At 52.4% G+C, this 22,632-nt stretch carries 23 protein-coding genes; 4 read left to right on the top strand and 19 right to left on the bottom strand.

The window, feature by feature from the left end; genetic code table 11:
- Positions 1-63: 63 nt before the first annotated feature.
- Positions 64-1,476 (bottom strand): hypothetical protein, encoded by a 1,413-nt coding sequence (locus PLF13_11945; protein ID HOP07990.1) that lies wholly within the window; start codon positions 1,474-1,476, stop codon positions 64-66.
- Entirely contained in the window at positions 1,451-2,590 is a 1,140-nt protein-coding gene (locus tag PLF13_11940; protein ID HOP07989.1) for an SPFH domain-containing protein, read from the bottom strand. The genes PLF13_11945 and PLF13_11940 overlap by 26 nt, the downstream gene beginning before the upstream one ends.
- A gap of 207 nt (positions 2,591-2,797) precedes the next feature.
- On the opposite strand from PLF13_11940, the gene PLF13_11935 reads away from it, so the two are divergent.
- Entirely contained in the window at positions 2,798-5,917 is a 3,120-nt protein-coding gene (locus tag PLF13_11935; GenBank protein HOP07988.1) for a PKD domain-containing protein, read from the top strand.
- An 83-nt stretch (positions 5,918-6,000) separates the two neighbouring features.
- On the opposite strand, the gene PLF13_11930 is transcribed toward PLF13_11935, so the two are convergent.
- Positions 6,001-6,960: an electron transfer flavoprotein subunit alpha/FixB family protein gene (locus tag PLF13_11930; GenBank protein HOP07987.1), complete on the bottom strand. Its 960-nt coding sequence runs from the start codon at positions 6,958-6,960 to the stop codon at positions 6,001-6,003.
- A gap of 111 nt (positions 6,961-7,071) precedes the next feature.
- Positions 7,072-8,064 carry a tRNA dihydrouridine synthase DusB gene (gene dusB / locus PLF13_11925; GenBank protein ID HOP07986.1) on the bottom strand — a complete coding sequence of 331 codons (993 nt, stop codon included), beginning with the start codon at positions 8,062-8,064 and terminating at the stop codon, positions 7,072-7,074.
- Between the two features lie 119 nt (positions 8,065-8,183).
- On the opposite strand from dusB, the gene PLF13_11920 reads away from it, so the two are divergent.
- The 3 genes from PLF13_11920 to PLF13_11910 are packed head-to-tail and all read left to right on the top strand — an operon-like array spanning position 8,184 to position 12,247.
- Positions 8,184-8,879 (top strand): FHA domain-containing protein, encoded by a 696-nt coding sequence (locus PLF13_11920; GenBank protein HOP07985.1) that lies wholly within the window; start codon positions 8,184-8,186, stop codon positions 8,877-8,879.
- Entirely contained in the window at positions 8,876-9,604 is a 729-nt protein-coding gene (locus tag PLF13_11915) for a metallophosphoesterase family protein (GenBank protein ID HOP07984.1), read from the top strand. Before PLF13_11920 ends, PLF13_11915 begins: the two co-directional genes overlap by 4 nt.
- Positions 9,605-9,616: 12 nt before the next feature.
- Complete coding sequence (locus PLF13_11910; GenBank protein ID HOP07983.1) at positions 9,617-12,247, top strand: serine/threonine-protein kinase; 2,631 nt, start codon at positions 9,617-9,619, stop codon at positions 12,245-12,247.
- Positions 12,248-12,315: 68 nt separating this feature from the next.
- Here PLF13_11910 and PLF13_11905 read toward each other — a convergent pair whose 3' ends face one another.
- The 15 genes from PLF13_11905 to PLF13_11835 form a co-directional block, all read right to left on the bottom strand.
- Positions 12,316-12,741 (bottom strand): hypothetical protein, encoded by a 426-nt coding sequence (locus PLF13_11905; protein ID HOP07982.1) that lies wholly within the window; start codon positions 12,739-12,741, stop codon positions 12,316-12,318.
- A gap of 61 nt (positions 12,742-12,802) precedes the next feature.
- Positions 12,803-13,042: a twin-arginine translocase TatA/TatE family subunit gene (gene tatA / locus PLF13_11900; GenBank protein ID HOP07981.1), complete on the bottom strand. Its 240-nt coding sequence runs from the start codon at positions 13,040-13,042 to the stop codon at positions 12,803-12,805.
- Between the two features lie 27 nt (positions 13,043-13,069).
- Complete coding sequence (locus tag PLF13_11895; GenBank protein ID HOP07980.1) at positions 13,070-13,336, bottom strand: DUF4321 domain-containing protein; 267 nt, start codon at positions 13,334-13,336, stop codon at positions 13,070-13,072.
- Positions 13,333-14,046, bottom strand: a complete 714-nt coding sequence (gene purQ, locus PLF13_11890) for a phosphoribosylformylglycinamidine synthase subunit PurQ (GenBank protein HOP07979.1) — start codon at positions 14,044-14,046, stop codon at positions 13,333-13,335. The genes PLF13_11895 and purQ overlap by 4 nt, the downstream gene beginning before the upstream one ends.
- A complete protein-coding gene (purS, locus tag PLF13_11885) occupies positions 14,043-14,294 on the bottom strand; it encodes a phosphoribosylformylglycinamidine synthase subunit PurS (GenBank protein HOP07978.1) in 252 nt (83 codons plus the stop codon). The genes purQ and purS overlap by 4 nt, the downstream gene beginning before the upstream one ends.
- Positions 14,278-15,045, bottom strand: coding sequence for a CDP-diacylglycerol--serine O-phosphatidyltransferase (gene pssA / locus PLF13_11880; protein HOP07977.1), 768 nt, complete (start codon positions 15,043-15,045; stop codon positions 14,278-14,280). The genes purS and pssA overlap by 17 nt, the downstream gene beginning before the upstream one ends.
- Positions 15,032-15,739, bottom strand: coding sequence for a phosphatidylserine decarboxylase family protein (locus PLF13_11875; GenBank protein HOP07976.1), 708 nt, complete (start codon positions 15,737-15,739; stop codon positions 15,032-15,034). The genes pssA and PLF13_11875 overlap by 14 nt, the downstream gene beginning before the upstream one ends.
- Entirely contained in the window at positions 15,736-17,031 is a 1,296-nt protein-coding gene (gene purB, locus PLF13_11870) for an adenylosuccinate lyase (GenBank protein HOP07975.1), read from the bottom strand. Before purB ends, PLF13_11875 begins: the two co-directional genes overlap by 4 nt.
- The gene (fsa, locus tag PLF13_11865; GenBank protein ID HOP07974.1) at positions 17,031-17,678 is read right to left on the bottom strand and encodes a fructose-6-phosphate aldolase; all 648 of its coding nucleotides are present in this window, start codon (positions 17,676-17,678) and stop codon (positions 17,031-17,033) included. Before fsa ends, purB begins: the two co-directional genes overlap by 1 nt.
- 14 nt (positions 17,679-17,692) lie before the next feature.
- Positions 17,693-18,454, bottom strand: coding sequence for a tRNA pseudouridine(38-40) synthase TruA (gene truA / locus PLF13_11860; protein ID HOP07973.1), 762 nt, complete (start codon positions 18,452-18,454; stop codon positions 17,693-17,695).
- On the bottom strand, positions 18,451-19,260 hold the full coding sequence (locus tag PLF13_11855) for an energy-coupling factor transporter transmembrane component T (GenBank protein HOP07972.1): 810 nt from the start codon (positions 19,258-19,260) through the stop codon (positions 18,451-18,453). The genes truA and PLF13_11855 overlap by 4 nt, the downstream gene beginning before the upstream one ends.
- Positions 19,261-19,317: 57 nt before the next feature.
- Entirely contained in the window at positions 19,318-19,470 is a 153-nt protein-coding gene (locus PLF13_11850; protein HOP07971.1) for a hypothetical protein, read from the bottom strand.
- Position 19,471: 1 nt separating this feature from the next.
- A complete protein-coding gene (gene feoB / locus PLF13_11845; protein ID HOP07970.1) occupies positions 19,472-21,898 on the bottom strand; it encodes a ferrous iron transport protein B in 2,427 nt (808 codons plus the stop codon).
- Positions 21,899-21,912: 14 nt separating this feature from the next.
- Complete coding sequence (locus PLF13_11840; protein HOP07969.1) at positions 21,913-22,143, bottom strand: FeoA family protein; 231 nt, start codon at positions 22,141-22,143, stop codon at positions 21,913-21,915.
- Between the two features lie 43 nt (positions 22,144-22,186).
- Positions 22,187-22,627: a transcriptional repressor gene (locus tag PLF13_11835; GenBank protein ID HOP07968.1), complete on the bottom strand. Its 441-nt coding sequence runs from the start codon at positions 22,625-22,627 to the stop codon at positions 22,187-22,189.
- Between the last annotated feature and the right edge of the window lie 5 nt (positions 22,628-22,632).

The raw sequence follows: 22,632 nt of genomic DNA, 5'->3' as shown, positions 1-22,632 counted from the left end.
TGTCAAAGAGATATCTGTATCTGTTCTACGCTGAAAAACCAAGAGCGGTTCCCGAAGATCGGATCAATCGACCACGTTTTTTTCGAACGTAACCGATTGCAGGACAGAATCCACGAAAAAATAACTCTCAGGATGAAACGGAGCGAAAAACAACTCACAGGTCAATGGCTGGAAATCTTCAGGCTTGACGGAACCGGTCACCCCCCGGGTAAGCTCCGCGCGATAAATCATTACCTGAGCCATAAGTTGCGCCTCCGCCAAGCTGATATCAACGGGTCGGAAACGGGGATCGAAACCATCGACCGCATCGAATTCCAACTGCGGCTGGGCAGCCGACATACGTTTGGATAAGCGGTAGGAAGCCTCAAAACTTCCCAACCTGAAGGCCGGTATTACCAATCGGTCGGAATTGTAAATCCCCCCAAAAAGACGCCGCAAACGCTGGTGATCCTCGGGACCGACCTGTAACGACCAGAAGGGAAAGAGACTGTCGTTGTCGTCAAGATTGGCGGCTACTCGGGTAATATGTTGAACTTCACGAGCGTGGCCGTCCAGAACAGTCATTTCATGGCAATTGTCACAAATGTAGACATAGGACTGGCGTGACGGCAGATCACACCCGCAATTACCGCAACGGTGGAAGTCTACGCCCAGTTGACCGAACTCCACCAGTGAAGGTGGTTCATCGAGGTTGTCGGCCTCGGGAGGATCCTCAAGATGTTCCAGCACTCGCCCGGTGACACCATCGACGATATACCGGTTATAGTCTCCGCCGTCATAGCTTTCCGCCAGGAGAAACGGGAAATAAATCAACGAACCGATTGGTCGGAAAAGTTCTGTACGATTGGCTCCAAAATCGGCTATGTCCATCTCCCCCAGCCCACGAACATGGTTTTGAATCGAATCCCAGACCTGGCTCCAGTTTATCGTTACCGGGACGGAATAGAAATCATCCTGGGTGTTATCGCGAGAATAAGCAGTTAGTTTGAGATAATCGGCCCTGAGCCCGATCGCTTCGGGAATCCCTGCAATCGTTCTGCCGGCAGCCACCGTCACCCGGTATGGCGCCAGATTTATCTCGGTTTTCTGGTGATCGAATCCGACTTCGGTCTGACCGTCGTTATTCAGAACCAGTTCTCGTCGCTCTATCTTGTTACGTAACTTAAGGATGACAGCATCAACCTTCCAGTACGGATAATACAGATGCTTGAACTGCAAACCAGATCCGGTTAAGGGATGCTTGATCTGCTTAAGGTGCCGGTCGATCCGCACCCGCGCTTCCTGGTCGGAAATTTTAGCCTGAGCCAGAAAAGCGGGCGGAATCTCAGGCATAGTAATCCGTAACACCGAGCCGCAATGTTTGCAGCCGATTACGAATAAATCGGAGTCGACAGTTAACTCACCGCCACAGCCGGGACAGCCGACTCCGATAAAAAAGCCGCTTTGGTTCTTACTTGTCGCTGTCGTTTGCGTCATCTTCCGTCACCGAACGACCACACTCACCACAGAAACGTGAACCGGGAATCAATTCCGCCGAGCAATGCGGACATTTCGGGCGGGCATCGAGTTTCTGACCGCAGGCATGGCAGAACTTGGCATCGGTCGCCAACTGAGTCTGGCAATGCGGGCAAACGTTCTGGAGAACCATCTGATGACCGCAGCGATAGCAGAACCGTGACTGAACCGGAGTCTGCGCATGACAACTGGGACAGGCCACGGTCTCAACCGACGACCCGGCCAGGTCCGTTTGTTCGGGAGAAAACACTTTGGACATCATGCTCGGCATCATCAGACCGACCCCGGCCGCCATCCCCATACCGGAACCGGTCGCAGCCGGACCGCCGGAGACACCCAAACCACGAGCCATTTCGAATTTCAGGAACTTGTCGAGATCGCCGACCGCTTCCATTCCGGCGCGCTGGTCGATCATCTTGGAGACTTCGTCGGGCGGTGTAATCGAAGAGATATAAAAATCGACCAATTCCAGGCCGTATTTCTCGAATTCGATTTTAACCACATCTTTGAATTGCTCGGCCAGTTCGGTGTAAATAGCAGGCAGTTCCAGAATCGAATCCAGATTTTCACCAAGCATGTCGTTCATACGGGCAATAATGACATCGCGCAGGTAACTTTGAATGTCAGCCGTGGTATAACGAGCCTGCCGTCCCACGATCGAGTTCAGGAACAGGGAGGGTTTATCGATTCGGAACGTGTACGCCCCATGACCGCGCAACCGAATCAAACCGAGCTTGCTGTCCTTGAAAGTAACCGGGTGCTTGGTGCCCCATTTCAAATCGGTGAACACCTTGAGGTTGACGAAATAAACTTCCGCTCTAAACGGTGATTTGAATCCCCAGGGAAGACTCAGCATCCGAGTCAATAACGGCATGTTGAGTGACGATAGAGTGTGGCGACCGGTATAGAAAACATCGGCAGCATGGCCGGACTTGAAAAAGATAGCCATTTGCGAGTCGCGCACGATTAACTGAGCACCCATTTTAATGTCGGTCGAGCCCTGTTGTGGGATACGATAGATCATCTCATCACCGGTCGGGTCAACCCATTCCAGTACTTCCATTAGAACTGACATAGTTTCTCCTTAGAAAAGGGCGTACTTATCCTTTTGTATCTTTTTCGTCATGAAGAGAGAAATCTTAACCGAAACTGATACTGTAGAGACAGCCGTTAACGGGAACGAACCGTTCCCGCCGGGAGTACAAAACCAATAAATGTTTGACTCTTCTTCCGGCCGTGCCTACAATACAAGCAGTAATGACGTCAACAACAGGGAAGCCTTATGAGGTTTTGGAGAGTTCTACCTTTAGTGGCCGTGGCGCTTGTCGCAGCCGTTTTTATTATCCTTGGTTGCGATGATCTCATAACCGAGACCACCAACATCACTCAAGTCGATACCACCCTCGGTCTCGAGTGCAGCCGCTGTCACACCGATGGCAACAACCGTTACCTGAGACCACAGGAGCAATGGCGCAATTCAGCTCATGCTTCCGACGACCTGCTCAACGGCAAGGTTAACCTTAACGGAGATCTGCTCAGTGTAGCCACTTGCGGTCCCGAGTGTCATACTCACGAGGGCTATCTTTATTGGATGGAAAACGGAACGAGGCAGACACAGTCAGCCCCCAACGTAATCGGCTGTTTCACCTGCCATTCGCCTCATACGGGTGATTTTGGGACATGGTCCGACACCATCCTGCGCGACGTCAACAGCGACAATGAGGATTACGTCAATCTCGTAACCGGCATCTATGATATCGGCCGCTCTAATCTATGTGCTCAGTGCCACCAGGCGACAGAAGCTCACCCCCGCGCCGATACTAATAAAATCACCATCGACTCAGATTTCGGCCCGCACTTCTCCTGTCAGGCCGATGTGATAATAGGCGAAGGCGGTTATTTGTTCGGATATGCAGCCCCTTCGAATACTCACAAATCGAACAAGAACGGCTGTCTTTCATGCCATTTCGGAACCGGCCAGGCTTATCAATTCGGTGAACACACTTTCGAGCTCGAGGATAAAACGACCGGCGCCCAGTATCTTACTAACTGTAACGTATCCGGCTGCCACAGCAGTAATGCCTTGACGAATCTATATGAGTTCAGCGACTACGATTCGATCCCCATTCTGGCCGACAGCCTCGAATCGCTGCTGCGGATTTGGGGATACCTCGATCCCGACGATGAAGAGGGTGTTGAGTTCACCACTAATGTTACTGTCTCCAGTACCGTGGCCAACATCATTAATAATTACTTGTTGTTCAAAATGGATGGCTCCAACGGAGTTCATAATCCCGCGTATTTCGAGAAGTTGCTTTCGGTTTCCGTTGAGAAATGGAACAGCATACCGCCGGCGGTTAACTTCGGCGCATCACAGACCGAGATCTGTGTCGGCGATACCGTCTGGTTCAGCGACAGTTCCGTATCGCTGACCACGGTCGTCAGATGGGAGTGGGATTTTGGCGACGGCGGCAGTTCATCCGATCAGAATCCATTCCATGTTTATATCGAATCCGGAGCGTTCGATGTTACCCTCACCGCGACCGACAACTACGGTTCAACCTCGAAACAAAAGGACGGTTACATTGCGGCCGACGGAGTAACGGCTGTGTTCGACACTGATACGACCGAAGGTTTCGCCGACCTGACGATAACGTTTACCGATGCTTCCTCGTGTGTCGTAGGTGAAGATGCCCGCTGGTACTGGGACTTCGGTGACGGCGATACGACCTCGTTCTCGGTCGACTCAGCCGGTGATCCGGTTGTGCATACCTATACCAGTGTCGGGACCTATTCCCCCACACTTACGATTAAAACCGCAATCGATACTTCCAGCTATGAAACGACAATTACGGCGATCGGCCCGATTGCGGATTTCGAAGCCTCCCGTAAGTTCGGCTTCCCCGATGAATCCGGTTTACCGGTAGAATTCTATGATCGTTCGGAATCACCCGACAATCTTATCTACCACTGGGATTTCGGCGTACCGGACACCACCGGGGACACTTCCAGTCTGCAGAATCCGACCTGGGTATACACCGAACCGGGCAACTACGACGTAACCTTGACCGTAACGAGTGAGAATCCTCTTCACGGAGGAGATACCGCCACCAAGTCGAAATATATCAAAGTCTTCTCCCCGGTCGCTTTGTTCACGGTCGACATCGATGCGGGCTGTGCTCCATTGGATGTTCAGTTTACCAATCAGTCGCTGGGTACTTACAACATCGACTCGGTTACCTGGTATTTCGGAGACGCCGGTCAGGATAGTGCTTTGACCGTAATCTCTCCTGAAAGTACCGTCGTGCTCCACACCTACGATACCGCGGCCCTGTTCACGTGCAGCCTCACCGTGTTCAGCGAATACGGCAACAATACTCGCGTCGAGACTGGACTGATCTCAGCCCGCGGTCCGGGCGGCACGATCACCGCCAGCGCCGATACCGTTTGCGCGGCGGAGGATACCGTATCGTTCACGTTCGAAGTGGATTGTCCGGTGGATACCTATTCCTGGGATTTCGGTGACGGAGAAACCAGCGATGAACAAAATCCTAGTCATGCCTGGGCTTCCGCGGGCGACTACGATATTGCATTAACCGTTTCGAGTGCGTATGGATCGAAAGTCCTCAACCAGAGCCTGACCGTACTCGGACCGGCCACGATGCTTGCCATCAGTGGTCCGATTGAAAACTGCGCTCCGTTCGAAGCCAAGTTCGTAACCTTCGACCAGTGTACCATCGACTCGTTCGTCTTCGATTTCGGTGACGGCGCCGTTGAAACACTATACAGCTTCGATACGGTATCACACAACTATACCGTTATTGGTTCGTATCAGGTGTCGGTGGAAGTCTACGGTCCGGGCGGCAGTTCCGCCGATACGTTAACCGACTCCATCGAAGTAACCGGTCCAACCGCCGACTTTGAGGTGAACGTCGACACTGTCTGTATTAATCAGGACGTTCAGTTCACCGAAACGAGTGGTTGTAATGTGACCGGTTGGGGATGGAATTTCGGTGATGGTGTTACCTCCAACGATGAATCGCCGGTTCACCAATACGCAGCTGCCGGAACTTATTACATCAGTCTCACCGTAACCGACGACGCGGGCAATTCCGACACGCGTACGAACGCCGATACGGTGGTGGTAATTGACGAATTGCCCGATCCCAGCTTCACCTATGTTGTAGCAGAATCAGGTGGGCTTGTCATGATCTCATGGGAGTCGGGGAATTGGGGCACCGGTTACATATACTGGGGTGATGACGATGAAGATGAAGTTTCGGGTAGTGCTTCAGCCGCTTCACATACATATAAGGCATCCGGCGATTACACCATAACTCTGATGGTCCAAAATGTCTGCGGCACTGATACTAAACAAGCGGATATTACAGTAGAATTATAGACTGTCGTCCAATCACGATTATGAAAAGGCCCGCGGCGCTGAGCACTGCGGGCTTTCTTAATTCCGTTAATTGCGAGAGAGAATCAGCCTTGCGCGGCCTTCACCTTGGCCGTCAGGGCCGGGACAACCTCGAACAAATCGCCGACGATTCCATAATTTGCGACGTTGAAGATCGGAGCATCCTTATCTTTATTGATCGCCACGATCGTACCCGAGGAGCGCATTCCAACGAGGTGCTGGATTGCACCGGAGATACCTACCGCGAAGTAGAGCTTCGGGTTGACCGTTTTACCGGTCTGCCCTACCTGCATCGAATACGGCGCCCAACCGGCGTCAACGATGGCGCGTGAGGCGCCCGTTGCCCCACCGAGAGCTTTTGCCAGATCCTCGATTAACGCCAGATGTTCGGCCCCTTTGATACCGCGACCGGCTGACACGATCACATCCGCTTCATTGAGCGTTACCGCTCCGCCGGAACCGGAAGCTATTTCCTTAACTGTCGTTCCGGACTCGAAACAGGACGCATCGACCGTTTCTGTGACAACTTCACCGGAACCTTCCTTCGATTCGTTGAATGACTTGCCGCGCACCGAAACGAACAGCGGACCGGCCCCTGTTTTGACCATCTCGGAAACCACCGAGCCGCCGTAACCGGGGCGTGTTACGACCACGTTGTCGCCGTCGGTTTTCAATCCGGTAGCGTCGGAGATCATGTTTCCTGAAGTTTTTGCGGCCAGACGGCTCATCAGAGCGCTGCCGTAGAAAGTGGCCGGACCGAGGATCAGATCCGGGCTGTACTTAGCGATCAATTCACCCAGCGTTTTGGCATAAACCTGATCGTTGTAATCTTTGAGAGCGGCATTGGAGACGGCCAGAACTTTGCCGCCGCCTCGTTGCGCCAGCTCGTTGGCCAACGGCTCGGCGTTTTCGGCCAGGATCGCCGTCATCATCTCACCGCCCAAGGATTTGGCGGCTTCGATAAGCTCAAACGACGGACCGATCAGCGATCCGTTTTTCTGAAGTGCAATGCTCAGTATCTTCATTTGCAAAACCTTATATCAAAACGCTCTTTTTTGCCGAATTATTGACGGTCAATATACCAATCATGTTGCTCGTCGGCAACCTTTTAGCCACCGTTGTTGCGGATTTTGAAGTTAATCGTCAACAGCGCGACGGGAAAGCGGTCCACTCAGGTATTCTTTGAAAATTCTCACGATATCAGCCGTCGATTCCACCTGAAAAAGCAACGGCCGAAGACTGGAAGCTCCGGGGAAACCCTTTACATACCAACCCAGATATTTCCGCATTTTTATCGCACCGCGCTCCTGACCGTATTCATCGGCCAGCAGTTCGGCATGACGACAGGCCATATCGATCCGTTCCTCAAGACCGGGTTCGGGCTGCAGTTCGCCCGTTTCTACATAATGATGCATCGCCTCGTACAAGTAGGGATTACCCATCGCCGCCCGCCCCACCATAACCAGATCACAGCCGGTTTCATCGAGCATCCGACGAGCATCTTGCGGTGTTACCACATCTCCGTTACCGATCACAGTAATGCCCACCGCCTCTTTCAGGCGAGCGATAGCCGACCAATCCGCCGCTCCCGCGAAACCTCGTGACCGACTCCGGGCATGGAGTGTCACGGCTTTGGCCCCGGCCGCTTCCGCCAAACGTCCGGCTTCCAGATAGACCGAATTAGCTTCATCCCAACCGGTCCGGATTTTTATAGTAACCGGGATTTTCTCGGCTCCCTCGACCACGGCCCGGATAATCTCAGCCGTCAATATCAGGTCCTTGAGCACCGCCGCTCCCCCGTTTTTATTGACAACTTTTTTTACCGGGCAGCCGAAGTTGATATCGATCAGATCAGGTTGATACTTTTCGGCTGTTATTCGAGCCGCCTGCTGCATCGAATCAGGGTTGGCTCCAAAAAGCTGCACCCCGATAGGACGCTCGTCATCGCCGAACCGAACCATCTCCTCGGTACGCTTTTGATACCTTATAAGTCCTTCGGCTGAAATCATTTCCGTGTATACAAGGGCAGCCCGATGGGCCAGCGCCATGAGTCGAAAAGGCCGGTTCGATACCCCCGCAAGCGGCGCCGAGATAACCCGGCCTTTCAGGTTTAGATTTCCTATCTGCATGCCGACAATATAAGCATGCCATAGTATGTCAACAAGGGCTTGTGTCGCAAGTAGTTGATGCCGGGCCCTGCGGAAATCGTAAACATATAGGTCTTCCGTCAGCACGAAAGGGTTGACCAATGCCAGAAATAATCGTCAAGTACGAAGACAAGGTTATCGAGCGGATCGTCACGGAGAAAAGACGTATATCGATCGGTCGTACCAACGACAATGATATCGTGCTCGAAAACCGCGGAGTCTCGCGCAAACACGCTCTGATCGAATTCAACGCCAACGCTGCCGTCATTATTGATAACGAGTCGCTTAACGGCACGTTCGTAAACAACCGTAAAATCTCCGAGGAAGTCCTCCGAGAAAAGGACATCATCACGATCGGAAAATACTCGCTGCTATACAACGCCGATGTCCAGCGCGAGCCCGATAGCGATGCCTCTTTCGACGGTACCATGGTGCTGAATACCAAGCGTCAGCGGGAATTGCTCCAGCAGGATCAGATCGATCGCAAGATCGTTGAGAAGTACGGTGGATCGGTATTGCTGGGGGTAGAAAATACGGAGTTCTCCGAGTTCCGAATCGATCGCGACGTGGTGACGATCGGCAAGGCTAAATTCGTGCATGTGAAGGCCAAGGGATTCTGGATCAGCGGCATCCAGGCTAAAATCGTCAAGGAAGACAACTACTACACCCTGACCAACCTCGGTAAAGCCGGCAAAACAAAAGTTAACGGCGAAGTCATCACCAACCATCTTCTGAAGAACGGTGATATCGTTGAAGTCGGTAAAACCATCTTCAAGTTCGTCGAGGGGAACCAGTGAAAACAGCCCTGATCTCGGATATTCACGGCAACCTCGAAGCCCTCACCGCAGTTCTCCGCGACATCGAGATTCAGCGGGTAGATAATATCCACTGTCTGGGTGATGTCATCGGTTACGGCGCCGACCCGGGAGCCTGCTTAAAATTGGTGTCGTCTAACTGTGACGTAATCCTCATGGGCAATCACGAATACACTGCCCTGGGATTACAAAGTACGTCACATTATAACGAAGCCGCCCGCCAGGCTATCGAGTGGACCCAGACCATGCTTTCGGAAACTGATTTCGCTACTATGGCAGATTTTGAATTGGATCGGTTGCTTGACGGTTTCTATATCGTACATGCCTCTCCGTTCGAACCGGAACGGTGGCATTACGTATTCTCAGAAACGGAAGCAGCCCTGGCGATAAAGCATCTCAAATCACGACTTGGTTTTCACGGACATTCACATGTTCCGGTGATTAACAGTCGAACCGGGGATGGCCCGATCAGAACACGAGCCGCCCATACCCTTAATCCGGCCGAGGATACTCATTACCTGATTAATGTCGGTTCGGTCGGACAGCCGCGGGATCACGATCCCCGAGCCTGTTATGTGATTTATGATGATGACGAGCAGGAGATTGTCTACCAGCGCGTCGAGTATGACATTGAGACTACTCAGAAGAAGATGACGGCAGTGACCTTGCCTGAGATTCTGGTCAGCCGTCTTGCAGCGGGAGTGTAAACAGAGGATCACATGAGCAAGTATTCATCATACGTTCTGTTTCTGCTGATATCGGTACTGGTCGTTATCCTTTACGCCAACGCCTTCGGTCCCCTGGCCGGTTTGCAGCAGGATGTCAACGACATGGTCAATCGCCTCACGGCTCCGGACGGCAATCGTCCCAACGTTGTGCTCGTGACCATCGACCGGAAAGCTCAGAATACTTACGGAGACTGGCCCTGGAATCGGGATTTGATCGCCGATCTGATGGCCGCCGTGGCATCAGCGGAACCGAAGTCCATGCTGGTCGATATCGACTTCCAGGAAGATGTCAGTCAGGACTCAGCCGGTTATACAAAAATACTGGCCGAGCAAATGAGCTGGATGAGCCAGGTGGTGATTCCATACGATATCGCACTCTCTACCTATCGCTCGGGAAGAACCGACAATCCCGACCATCTCTTCAACTATTCCATCGCTGTTGACAATCCGCTCGGACTCATGTCCGAGGATGCCAGCCTGCAAGTTCGGAAAATATTCATGCCGGCGGAGAAAATTCTTCGGGCGGAGCCCTGGCTCGGCTTCGATTATAACATGCCCGATGACGACCGCGTTCTGAGATATCAACCCCTGGTCATGAACTACGAAGGATATTATTATCCGTCAACAGCCCTGGCGTCCGCGGCACTGTTCCTGGGGGTGTCACCTTCAGAAATACAGATCGTTGAAGGCCAAGAAATTCGACTCGGAGATAAGCGAACCATACCGATCAGTCGCGATGGGGATTACTACATCCGTCTCTGCCCCCTGAACAAATTGCTGCATTACTCGGCGGCGACGGTACTTGAAGACGGATTCCGTTTCGACCTGCTCAAGGGCAAACTGGTTGTCATCGCCCTGGACGATTTCGGCGAAACGGAAACATTCAAGACCTCAATGCAGGCGGATACTCCGGAATATCTGATTAAGGCCTCGGTTGCCGAAAATATCATCAATGACGATATGTTGACCGTGAAGGAAAGCGGTTCGGCCACAGATATGGCCATTCTGTTCGCCATCGGTGCTCTTTGCGCCTTTATTTTACCGCAGGTCAATAAGCTCTATCGGTTCCTTATCCTGCTTCTGGGCATAGTTGTCCTGGTCAATGTCAACTACTTCATGGTCTCAGTCTATAAGACTTTGCCTCAGACCGTCTATGTTCTGCTCGAACTGGTCATGTTCACAATCGCGGCTCCTTTCCTCGATGCGATCCTGGTGCAGCGCGACACAGAGAAAGCTGAACGGCAACGGCCTCAGAAACCGAATAAGCGGCCGAAGATCAAAGTCGATGAAACCGATCTCGATGAATTAAAAGCCGCCCCGGTACGCGAGATAGCATCGAGTGCCTCCGATCCCGAAAATATCAAAACCAGCGCCATGTCCCAATCAGATTTGGGTTCATCACCTCTCCGTGAGAAACCCTCAGTTGATTCGACATCGGCGGCGCCGGTCGGTACCGGGAGCAACGGATTCGACCACCAGGCCATTGATATCGACATGGATCTGTCGGAGCCGTCCGACACTACCGCGGCGCCGAGAGATGCAATCAGAGAAGCTCCTATTCATCAGATGGGCGGTAGTGTATCACCGAATATCATTTCGCCCAACGATTCCGGTCCGTTTGGCTCCGGTCCGGAACCGGGTATAACTCCCGACATAATTTCGCTCGATGACGATGACTCGGCACCGATCGCATCAAGCACTGAAGCCCCGGTACAAGAACTCACCTTGAATGACTCGGGACCTTTAACGCAGACGTTCGATTCCGGCAAGCTCAACCAATCAGGTGAAATCAGGAACCTGGGCCGCTATCAGGTCATCGATGTTCTGGGCAAGGGTGCTATGGGTCTGGTTTATCGCGGTGTCGATCCGGCCATCAACCGGCCGGTAGCATTGAAAACCATCCGGCTGGATTTCGTGAATGATCCCGAGGAAATGGAGGAACTCAAGGAGCGCCTCCACCGCGAGGCTCAGGCCGCCGGGAAGTTGTCCCATCCTAACATTGTGACGATCTACGACGTCGGCAGTGAGGGGCACCTGCAATATATCGCGATGGAATACCTCGAAGGACAAACCCTTGAGGATATGATCAAAAAGAAGGTGCAGTTCAACTATCGGATCATTGCCCAGATCATAACGCAGATTTGTTCCGCCCTCGAATATGCCCATGAGCAAGGAATCGTACACCGCGACATCAAGCCGGCCAACATCATGGTCCTGGGAGATTATCGCGTGAAGGTCATGGACTACGGTATCGCCCGTGTCGATTCCACGTCAATGACCAAGACCGGTATCGCGATGGGCACCCCGAACTATATTTCCCCGGAGCAACTCCAGGGTAAAGCCATCGACCGCCGGGCCGACCTGTTCTCCCTCGGTGTGGTCATGTACGAGTTACTACTCGGCAAACGTCCGTTCCGAGGTGAGAATATAACATCTCTGATCTACTCCGTGTTGAATCATAACCCGGAGAAGCCATCGGATGTTAACCCGCAAATTCCTTTGCTGTTCGACCATATTATCGGGCGGGCACTCAAGAAAGATCCGAGAGAACGCTATCAGAAGGCTTCCGAAATCACCGCCGATTTGAAGGATTTCGTCAGCGCTTTCTCAACCAAACACTAGCTTCCGATTTGATGAAAAAAGCCGCTGCCCAAGGCAGCGGCTTTTTAATTTATAAAGTTGAGGATCGACTAATCTTCTTCAGATGGTTCCTCGGTTTCGTCCGACTGCGACAGAATATCCTCCGCGAGTGAAAGCGCCACTCCCGACAACATAACCTCAACTCCCAACTGGGTGAAGTCAGACGAGATTAAATCGCGCTCCAGGGCCGCGTAAAGAGAACAGGAAGCACCACGCTCCACAACCAGACCGGAGAGACTGACCGAAGTTTCCGACACAAACGTTACCTCACCCAACTCATCCGAAACTACATAACCGGTACAGTTATGCAGTTGCAGGTGGGAATTTCCGGTGTAAACTACTATCAAGACGCCGTGTCCCTTGCCAAGCGCCACTTCGGGATAAATCTGCAACAACAAGCGCCGCCGTTCATCATCGTTAACCAACTCCAGACGATAATGATCAGCTTCTTTGGTCACCAGCCTGGTATGAAGCATACCGGCGATCTTATCAGCATCTTGTTGTGAGAAAGTATAACTCATAAGGACAACAGGGGATCTAATCCTGCTTATCGTTGCTTTTCTGGTTTGAGTCGGATCCGGGCGGCGTCGGTGGTTTCGTATCCGTATCCTCCATTCCGCTCTTGAGCTGCTCGGTAGTCTCTTTCATGGCTCCTTTGAATTCCTTAATCCCTTTGCCGAGACCTTTAGCTATCTCAGGCAGTCGCTTTGCTCCAAATAGAAGCAATGCGATTACCAGGATTATCAGTAGTTCCCATGGACCGATTCCAAAAGGCATTAAGCACCTCGTCCGAAACAGATTAACTTACAGGTACCACCACCGGAAATATATTATTACCAGTAGTACGACCAGTACCGACATGAAGTTGATTTTCAACGTCAGACCGAAAATAAACGATATGGCATAGAAATCAACCTTAATGGTGTCGAAGCCGATCTCGATCGACTTGGTAAACACCGTTTTCGGCGCTCCCGGCGGCAGGAAAGTGCCGATGATGTCGCCAATTAAACCGCCAACCACCGCTCCCAGAATGAGAGCCGTAACGATAAAGGTTACTTCGCGAGCCTTCATGAAGCGCTTGCTCCTGCCAATTTATTATAAGCCGCCCGCAACGATTCAAACAGCTTAAGGCCGTCGGCTGATCCCAGAATCGTTTCAACCGCTCTCTCCGGATGGGGCATCATACCTAGAACGTTACCTTCAGCGTTGATGATTCCGGCAATATTGTTAATAGAACCGTTGGGATTGGCTCCATCTGTCACCTTCCCGTCAGGCGTCGTATACCTAAACAGTACGCGGCCGGAATCTTCGAGTTTCTTGATTTCTTCGTCGTAGAAATAGAAATTGCCGTCGCCGTGAGCAATCGGGATTTTAAGGATTTCACCCTGACGACATTGGTTGGTATAGACCGTATCGTTATTTTCAACCCGCAGATAGACATATTTACAGGAAAAACGAAGATGACGATTGCGCATCAGGGCTCCGGGCAGGAGACCGCTTTCGGTCAACACCTGGAAACCGTTACAGATACCGATTACCTGTCCTCCGGTATGAGCGAACTTAATAACCTGGTCCATAATAGGCGAAAAACGGGCAATGGCGCCGGAGCGCAGGTAATCACCGTAAGAGAAACCACCCGGAAGAATCACTACATCGCTGCCGCACAGATCCTCGGATTTATGCCAAAGGAACTCCACCTCTTCCTTGAGGATGTGCTTTACTGCCGCGTAAGCATCATAGTCACAATTGGATCCGGGAAATGTTACCACCCCGAACTTCATGAGGCTTTCTCCACCTGATAGGACTCGATCACCGGGTTGGTCAGCAGCTTACGGCAGACTTCATCGATCCTGGCATCCAGATCGCCGCCGTCCGACTCGACTTCGAGTTCGAAAAAGCGTCCGGACCGCACCGAAGTGAACTCGTTGTAGCCCATCTGGTGCAGCGCCTTGCGAATAGTTTCTCCCTGAGGATCGAGAACGCCGTCCTTTAATCGCACATAGACGGTCGCCTTACTCTTCTGAGCCATTTGGCTTATTCCTGCCTTTCTTTCGTCTTACGTTGCGCTGGTCCGCGTTTCCGCTGACTCTTCGATAGAACAGTCGATAGAAATCGCGAGCCATTCCCCACAATATATAGGCGGCACAAAACGGAAACAACAAGAGTCTTGGACGGAACAGAATAGCTGCCCCCGCGACAATCGCAACAATCAATTTCACTCGGTTCGTCGGCGTATGGAAGTTATCCGGCATAGCGTCATAGGTAACCTGTGAAACCATCAGAACCGACAACAACACGATCATTGACACCAACAACTGACCATAGCGCACGTCTCCCCAGATTTCATGGGAGAAAATAATATAGGCCACCAGCGGTACGGCCGCCATCGGCACCGGCAGACCCACGAAATCTTTCTTCTCATCCGTAGCCGCGAGCAGATTGAACCGGGCCAGCCGATAAGATGCCGCCATGATATATACGGCTGAAATCAACCAACCCCATTTGCCGAGCTGATTGACGTGAACCGCATACACAACCACGGCCGGGGCTACTCCGAACGAAAGGAAATCCGCCAGGGAATCGAGTTCAACCCCGAACTGGGAAGAACCACCCGACAGCCGAGCGATCTTCCCGTCGAGCACATCGAGAAATGCCGCCAGGATAATCAGCCAGCAGGCAGTGATAACATTCCCCTCAAACGCCGAGAGAATGGCCAGAAATCCGCAGACCACATTCCCCATGGTAAAAGTGCCGGGGAATATGCCTCTATTGATCGACACGGCTTTCTCCCCTGGTCGAATCGGCCGTCCAGTCGGCATCGGCCTCCTGCGGCAGATAGCCGATTATCGTTTTTGATCCGGTAACATGGTCACCCGGTTTTACCTGAATGTCACTGGCCGCCGGAACGAACAACTCGGTTCGCGAACCGAAACGAATCATCCCGAACCGTTCTCCGGCCGTGACGCTGTCGCCCGGCTTCAGTTTGCAGACAATGCGACGAGCTAAAATTCCGGCGATCTGTTTGAAAAAGACCCGGTGACCATCCGGTGAAATCATACCGATTTCGGTCCGCTCGTTTAATGTCGAAGCCTTATCGCGAAAAGCCATATTGAACTGACCGGGGAAATAGTCGACACAGTCGATGATACCGTCGGTCGGCACCCGGTTGATATGCACATCCAGCACCGAAAGGAAGATAGATATCTGCAGAGCCGGTCCATCGATATAATCGTGGAAATCCAGATGCTCGACGGCCAGGACTTCTCCATCGGCGGGAGAAACCAGAATGCCCGGTCGGTGCTCGAACGAACGGTCCGGATCACGAAAGAAGAAGATCGTGAAAACAGTCAGGATAGAAAGGATCCCGGCCAAAATGGCCAGGGCAAGGTTATCCCATCGAACCGCCGACCAGAGCAGCACAGCGGTAAGGCTCACAGCAATCAGAATGAGTACCAGGCCTTCGCGTGCGATCATTTACCGAATACTCTCTTGAATATCTTATCCACGTTTTTCGTGTAATAAGCCAAATCGAACGAGGCATCGATTTCAGCCTCGTTCAAATACGCCCTGATATCGCGATCGTTCAACACCAGTTCACGGAACGAGCCTTTACCGTCGGCGGCTTCCATGGCATTGCGCTGCACCATGCGATAGGCTTTATCGCGCGACCCCACGGGACCGGTCAATTTCAACAACAGACGCTGCGAAAAAACTAGTCCACCGCGATAGAAAACATTCTCCATCATTCGTTTTTCATTGACCACCAGACCGTTCAACAATCCGATGAATTTCTCCAGACCGTAGTCCAGGATAATCAGCGAATCGGGAATAATCACCCGCTCGACCGATGAGTGAGCGATGTCGCGTTCTCCCCAGAGAGGGATATTCTCCATCGCCGAAAGGGCATAGCCGCGCAGTAGCCGGGCGATGCCGGTCAGGCGTTCGGCCGTAATCGGATTCTTCTTGTGCGGCATAGCCGAAGAGCCCTTTTGCCCTTTAGTGAAACCCTCGGCCATTTCGCCGATTTCGGTCCGTTGCAACGAACGAATCTCCGTGGCGAATTTTTCTATCGATGAACCCATCAGGGCCATCGAGGTCAACAACTCGGCATGACGATCACGCTGCACCACCTGCGTGGAGACCTCAGCCGGTTTCAGCCCCATGCGACGACAAACTGCCGCTTCGATTTTAGGATCGAGATTGGCGAAATTCCCCACCGCGCCGGAAATCTTCCCCACCGCGACACCTTCGGCGGCAGCCTTAAATGTCTGGTAGCGGCGAGTCAATTCGGTATACCACATGGCGAATTTGAGCCCGGCTGTGGTCGGCTCGGCCAAAACGCCGTGCGTCCGCCCCATACAGGGAGTCTTACGGTACTTCATGGCCAGCGCTTTGATTTTCTTCAGCGCGGTGACCACTTTTTTATCGATCAGGGCCGTCGCTTGCTTGATGTTGTACGAAAGGGCGGTATCGAGCATATCCGATGAAGTCATCCCGAAATGCAGATACTTGGCCTCCTCGCCGACAAATTCGGCTACCGAGGTCAGGAATGCGATGACATCGTGATTGACTTCCGCTTCGATCTCGTTAATACGATCGACACGGAAATCAGCTTTCTTCTCGATTACCTTAAACGCTTTGGCCGGAATGATCTTGTACCGAGCCATGGCTCGGGCCGCTTCAATCTCAACCTTGAGCCATGTGCGGAACTTATTCTCATCCGTCCAGAGCGCTCCCATCTCCGGCAGGGTATAGCGCTCGATCATTACTTCTTAGGTGCCTTTTTATAATCGGCCAGGAACTTCTCCAGTCCGATATCGGTCAACGGGTGCTTGAGCAGCTTGGTAATCACGTTGTACGGCAGCGTAATCACATCGGCGCCCATCATGGCCGACTCGACCAGGTGCATGGGATGACGCGTCGAGGCCACCAGCACTTCCGTCTCATAATCATAGTTACGATAGATCGTGATAATCCGGCTAATCAAATCCATGCCGTCTGAGGCAATATCATCCAGCCGTCCGACGAACGGCGAGACATAGGCCGCTCCGGCTTTGGCTACCATCAGTGCCTGCGAGGGTGAAAATACCAGGGTGGCGTTGGTCTTGATACCATCTTCGGTGAGTGTCTTAATCGCCTTGAGGCCTTCGAGAATGGTCGGGATCTTGACGACGATATTATCGGCGATCTTAACCAGGTCGTGCGCTTCCTTAACCATCTTCTTGTGGTCGGTAGCGAGAACCTCGGCCGAAACCGGTCCCGAGACGATCTTGCAGATTTCTACCAGGAGTTCCCGGTACGGCAGCGATTCTTTGGCCGCCAGGGACGGATTGGTGGTCACGCCGTCGAGGATACCCATTTCGGCGGCGGATTTAATCTCGTCCAGATTAGCTGTATCGATGAAGAATTTCACTCTTCAATCCTTTCTCAATATCTGACCGAGACTAGATAAAGACCTCGGGCAGGAGCAGTAAACACATTTCTTTCGTTTTCAGGAGAAGTAATAATATCGGCAAACCTCTCAATAGTCAAGTTATCCCTGTTGTTGTCTTGGTCGATCTCGGCCAGGTTGACCATCCCCCCCACCAGCGATCGGACCATGTGGTGCAGGAAGCGGTTACCCCGAATTTCGTAGATCAACAGGTCTCCGTACCGAAACCAGCGAGAGAACCTTATTCGGCAGTGGTTGTCCTCCTTGAGCGAACCGGTAACGCAAAAAGCGCTGAAATCATGTTCTCCCGACACCAGTCCGGCGGCCTGCTGAAGCCTGTCAAAATCCACCGGATCGGACATAAACCAGCGCTGGTTGCGGAATACCGCCGATTGCCTGCGCCCGATCAGATAGCGATACCGCTTTTCCTTAGCATCAAAACGTGCGTGAAAATCGAGTGAAACCTCAGTCGATTCCAGCACCCTGATATCATCATCGAGATAGCTGTTAACAGCCGGTTCGAAACGTTCGGCCGGGAGGCTGTGTTCGATTCGGAAATTGGCTACCTGCCCGAGAGCGTGTACGCCGGCATCGGTTCGACCGGCCGCCAGCAGGTTTACATCGTTACCGGTTACGCGTTTAATCGCCCGGCACAGCTCTCCCTGGACGGTACGCTGGTCCGGCTGATACTGCCAACCGGCGAAGGCGGTGCCGTCGTAATTGACAATAATCCTGATATTGCGTTCGGATGGATTCACGGCAGTATCCTGAATAAAAGAACGATCAATATCGAAGTTCCGGTTGCGAAAAGCCACTCCTGCAAGCCAAATCGGGAACGGCTATACATCGTGCGTTTGGGACTGGCCCGATAGCCGCGGGACTCGATCGCCAGAGCGAGATCATCGGCCCTTTGCAGCGCCGATACGAATACCGGGATGACAATCACAATCGACTTCCGCATGCGCGAAATAAGCGACCCGCCGAAATCCACACCTCGCATTATCTGAGCGTTACGGATCGCCTTGAATTCTTCATAGAGAATCGGGATAAAGCGAATGGCAATGAATACGATCATCGCCAGGTCTTGTATAGGCACTTTGATCCAGCTCAGGGGACGAAGCAACTTAACGAATGCTTCGGCTAAATCGGACGGTGAGTTGGTCAAGGTCACAAGGAACGCAACCGATATGAACAACACCAAACGAGCCGAGAAAAACGCCGCGGATTGGACCGCTCCTTCGGTTATCCTGATCCAGTGAAACTGGAATATAACGGCACTGTCGCGGGAGGAGAAAAGGAGATGGTACAGAGCCGTGATCACCACCAGGATAAGCACCGCCCGCAGGTTCGCCGCCAGGACCGAAGGCCGCACACCGGACAACAACAACGCCAGTATCAGCGCAGCCAGAATGATCAGATAAAACAGAATGGAATCGGCAAACAGGGACAGAATCAAAACTAGGGTGATAGGAATGATTTTACTGCGTGCATCGAGGCGATGCAGATAAGAATCGAGCGGACGATACTGTCCGAGCATTATCGGGCCGTATTGGAACATATTCATTCACCGTTTGGGAGCAATATATCCCTCGGCCCGGTCAGAGTCAATCCGGTTAACCGCTTAACGCGGGATATGATCGGGGCGACGCTTTGCACAATCGCAGTTGGAACAGCCGGATTCCTTACGCTTGTTGCGAATCCAGAAGATAGACAGATAGGTCATGGCTGCCAGAATCGCGATAATTATCCCGATATCCTGCCAGGAGAAATCCATGTCATAACCTCAATAATGAAGCGATTTGAAAAGTACAAAAAGCCAGCACATAGGCCAGCACCGTCATATAAAGAAACAATCCGGCTGCATACATCCAGCTTCGTGTTTCCTGACGGACCGTTACCACCGTTGCTCCGCATTGACAGCAGAGCGCAAAAAATACCATAATCGACAGGGCTACCGGCACGGTAAAAACCCGGGCCCCTCGCCATTCTCCCTCTTCCCAGGTCGCCTGACGCATTTTGTCGACCAGCGTCACCGATTCTTCGTCGACATCCGTTCCCAGATTATAAATTGTCCCGAGAGTAGCGATAATCACTTCCCGCGCCGGGAACGAAGCCAGCACCGCCATAGTAATACGCCAGTCCCAGCCGAGAGGCCGGAACGCCGGTTCAACTGTGCGCCCGATACGGCCGAAATACGAGTTCCTAAGTAACTCCCCGGACTGCTCGTTGGAAAGCCGCGTCAAACGTGCCTGGTGCTCCAATAAGGATCGTCGTTGCTGAACGACAAGGTCAACTACAGCCGGATCCAGGTCAGGTGTTGCCTCGCGTGACATGGTATTGAGTTCATCGATATTCTCCGCCGATTGCACCTGCTCCGAAAGCATTTGTAGCTGTTCCCGAGCCGGATCGGACAAACCTGCCGTAAGACCGTAAACTCGTTCTTCCATATTCGTCTGTTCGGCCATCATGTCTTCATTGACAACCGCCTCTTTTTCGGCGAATTCCGCAAGCTGTTCTTTCGGTCGCGGATAATAACTGAGCGCCCAGATGAGGATCGTAATGGCGAAAATCACCGTGCCCGCACGGGCTACGAACGATTTGGAGCGATTGACCACCCGAATGAAAACCGAACGAAAGGTCGGGAGCTTGTACGAGGGCATCTCCATGATAAACGTCCCCCGCTCGGCTTTGAACAGCACCTTCTGCATAATGAACGAAACCAGCACGGCCACCACGATTCCCAGCATATACAAAGCCGTCAGCACCAGTCCCTGAAGTTTGATTATCCCCAGGTAAGTCCTGGCCGGAACGAACGCCGCTATCATGATGGCATAAACCGGCAGACGCGCCGAACACGGCATGAGCGGAGCCACCATAATCGTGATAAAACGCAACTTGCGGTCTTCAATAGTACGTGTGGCCATAATACCCGGCACCGAACATGCGAAAGATGACAGCATCGGAATAAACGATTTACCCGACAGACCGCACCAGCGGAACATTCGATCCACCAGAAACGCCGCACGCGACATATAACCGGAATCTTCAAGGAGAGCGATAAACAAAAACAGGATGATGATCTGGGGCAAAAAGACCAGCACCGATCCAACGCCGCCGATCACTCCGTCGGTCAGAAGCGAACGCAACGGTCCGTCGGCCATGTGGTTTTCAACCAGTCCCGCCAGGATGCCGAAACCTGAATCGATCAAATCCATGAACGGCTCCGCCCAGGTAAAAATCGATTGAAACACGAGACTCATCATGATTAAAAGAAAGATCGGTCCGAAAAACGGATTGAGCAGGAATTTATCCAGGAGCTCCGAGCGAGTTTTACGCCTGACCGCCAGACTGGTAACGGCGGCATGGTATATCGCCGAGGCTTGTCCCGTCAGCTTTTGAGACTCCGCTACGTGCAGTGCGCCGTATTTTTCCTTGATACGCAGCCGGCCGGCCCGAAGCCGATCGAGAGCGACCGCGTTGTCTCCATCGGCGGCTTTTACATCGTCCAGGAAATGTTTTTCAGCGGGACCACCTTCATCGAACAATACCCTTATCAACTCTGCCCGGTTGGGAGATGAATGGTGGCCGATGCTGTCCAACTCATCGAGAACTCCCTCGGTGGTTTCATCGAAACAACGGTCGGGCTTATGGCGGCCCTTTTCGGTCAACTCAACCGCGACCTTCTTCAGCTCGGCGATTCCCTCACTTTTAGTGCCGATCACCGGCACAACCGGCATCCCGCCCAACTCAGCGGAGAGCTTTTCGAAATCAATTTTAAGACCGCGCTTACGCGCCAGGTCGATCATGTTCAGAGCCATCACCACCGGCCGCCCGATCTGGAGCGTCTGGAGAACGAAATACAGACCACGTTCGAGATTGGTGGCATCAACGACACAAATGAGCGCATCCGGCTCAGGAACATCCTTAACACTGCCGCAAAGAGCTGCAACGGCGATATATTCATCAGGTGAAAAAGCTGCGAGTGAGTATGTGCCGGGGATATCGACTAACTCGAACCGGCGGGGATCATCTTTCCCCAATGAAAACATCCCGCTGACTTTGTCGACGGTTACCCCGGGATAATTACCGACCTTCTGACTGAGGCCGGTTATGGCGTTGAAAATGGTTGTCTTACCACTGTTGGGATTGCCGCAGATGGCAATCGTATGGGTGGCCTTTACGGCCGAATGGGCCTGAAGCATCGACACCGGTGGAATCAGTCCTCGATTTCGATATTAACCAACGATGCCTCCGCTCTACGCAGAGAAAGGAATGAATCCCCTATTTGAAACTCCAGCGGGTCACGTAACGGAGCGTGACGCAGGTATAAAACCGAACGGCCGGGAACCAGTCCCAGCTCTATCAAACGGCGGGCTATCGGGTTATCTACGGTAAAACCCAGTACTCTCCCCTTCTGGCCCGGTGTCATTTTGTCTAAGTTCGTCATATCAGTCCACAATAACAGCGTTCACGCCTGCAAGTTCCCGAGTTCAGTGTTTCTTTCCGGCGCCCTTACGAGCTTCAGCAGATGATCGTTTAGCCGCGCATTTCCGGCAAAGCCCTTGCACTTCAATCTTATAACCTTCGGCTACGAAACCCTTACGGCGAATCAGTCGGTTGAGATCACCAATCACATGTTCAGCATTGAATTCGATGAATTCCTTACACTCACGGCAATAGAGATGCCCGTGCGGGGCATCGGTAACCCGGTCATAACGTGTAACTCCATCGCCGATATTGACCTCTTCCGCCAGGCCAACTTCACAGATCATCTTGAGATTGCGCCAAACCGTGCTGTAACCGATCGAACTGTCCCTTTCGGCTACTTTGCGGTACAACTCATCGACCGAAACGTGCTCACCCAACTCCAGAAACGACCTTAAGATCAACTCGCGTTGCGGCGTGACCTTGAATCCTTTTGTTCTTAACAACTCTC

Source organism: Candidatus Zixiibacteriota bacterium (assembly GCA_035380245.1).
GTDB lineage: Bacteria > Zixibacteria > MSB-5A5 > GN15 > FEB-12 > DAOSXA01.
The sequence above is the reverse complement of the archived record's forward strand: the minus strand, read 5'-3'. Positions and strand labels throughout refer to the sequence as shown.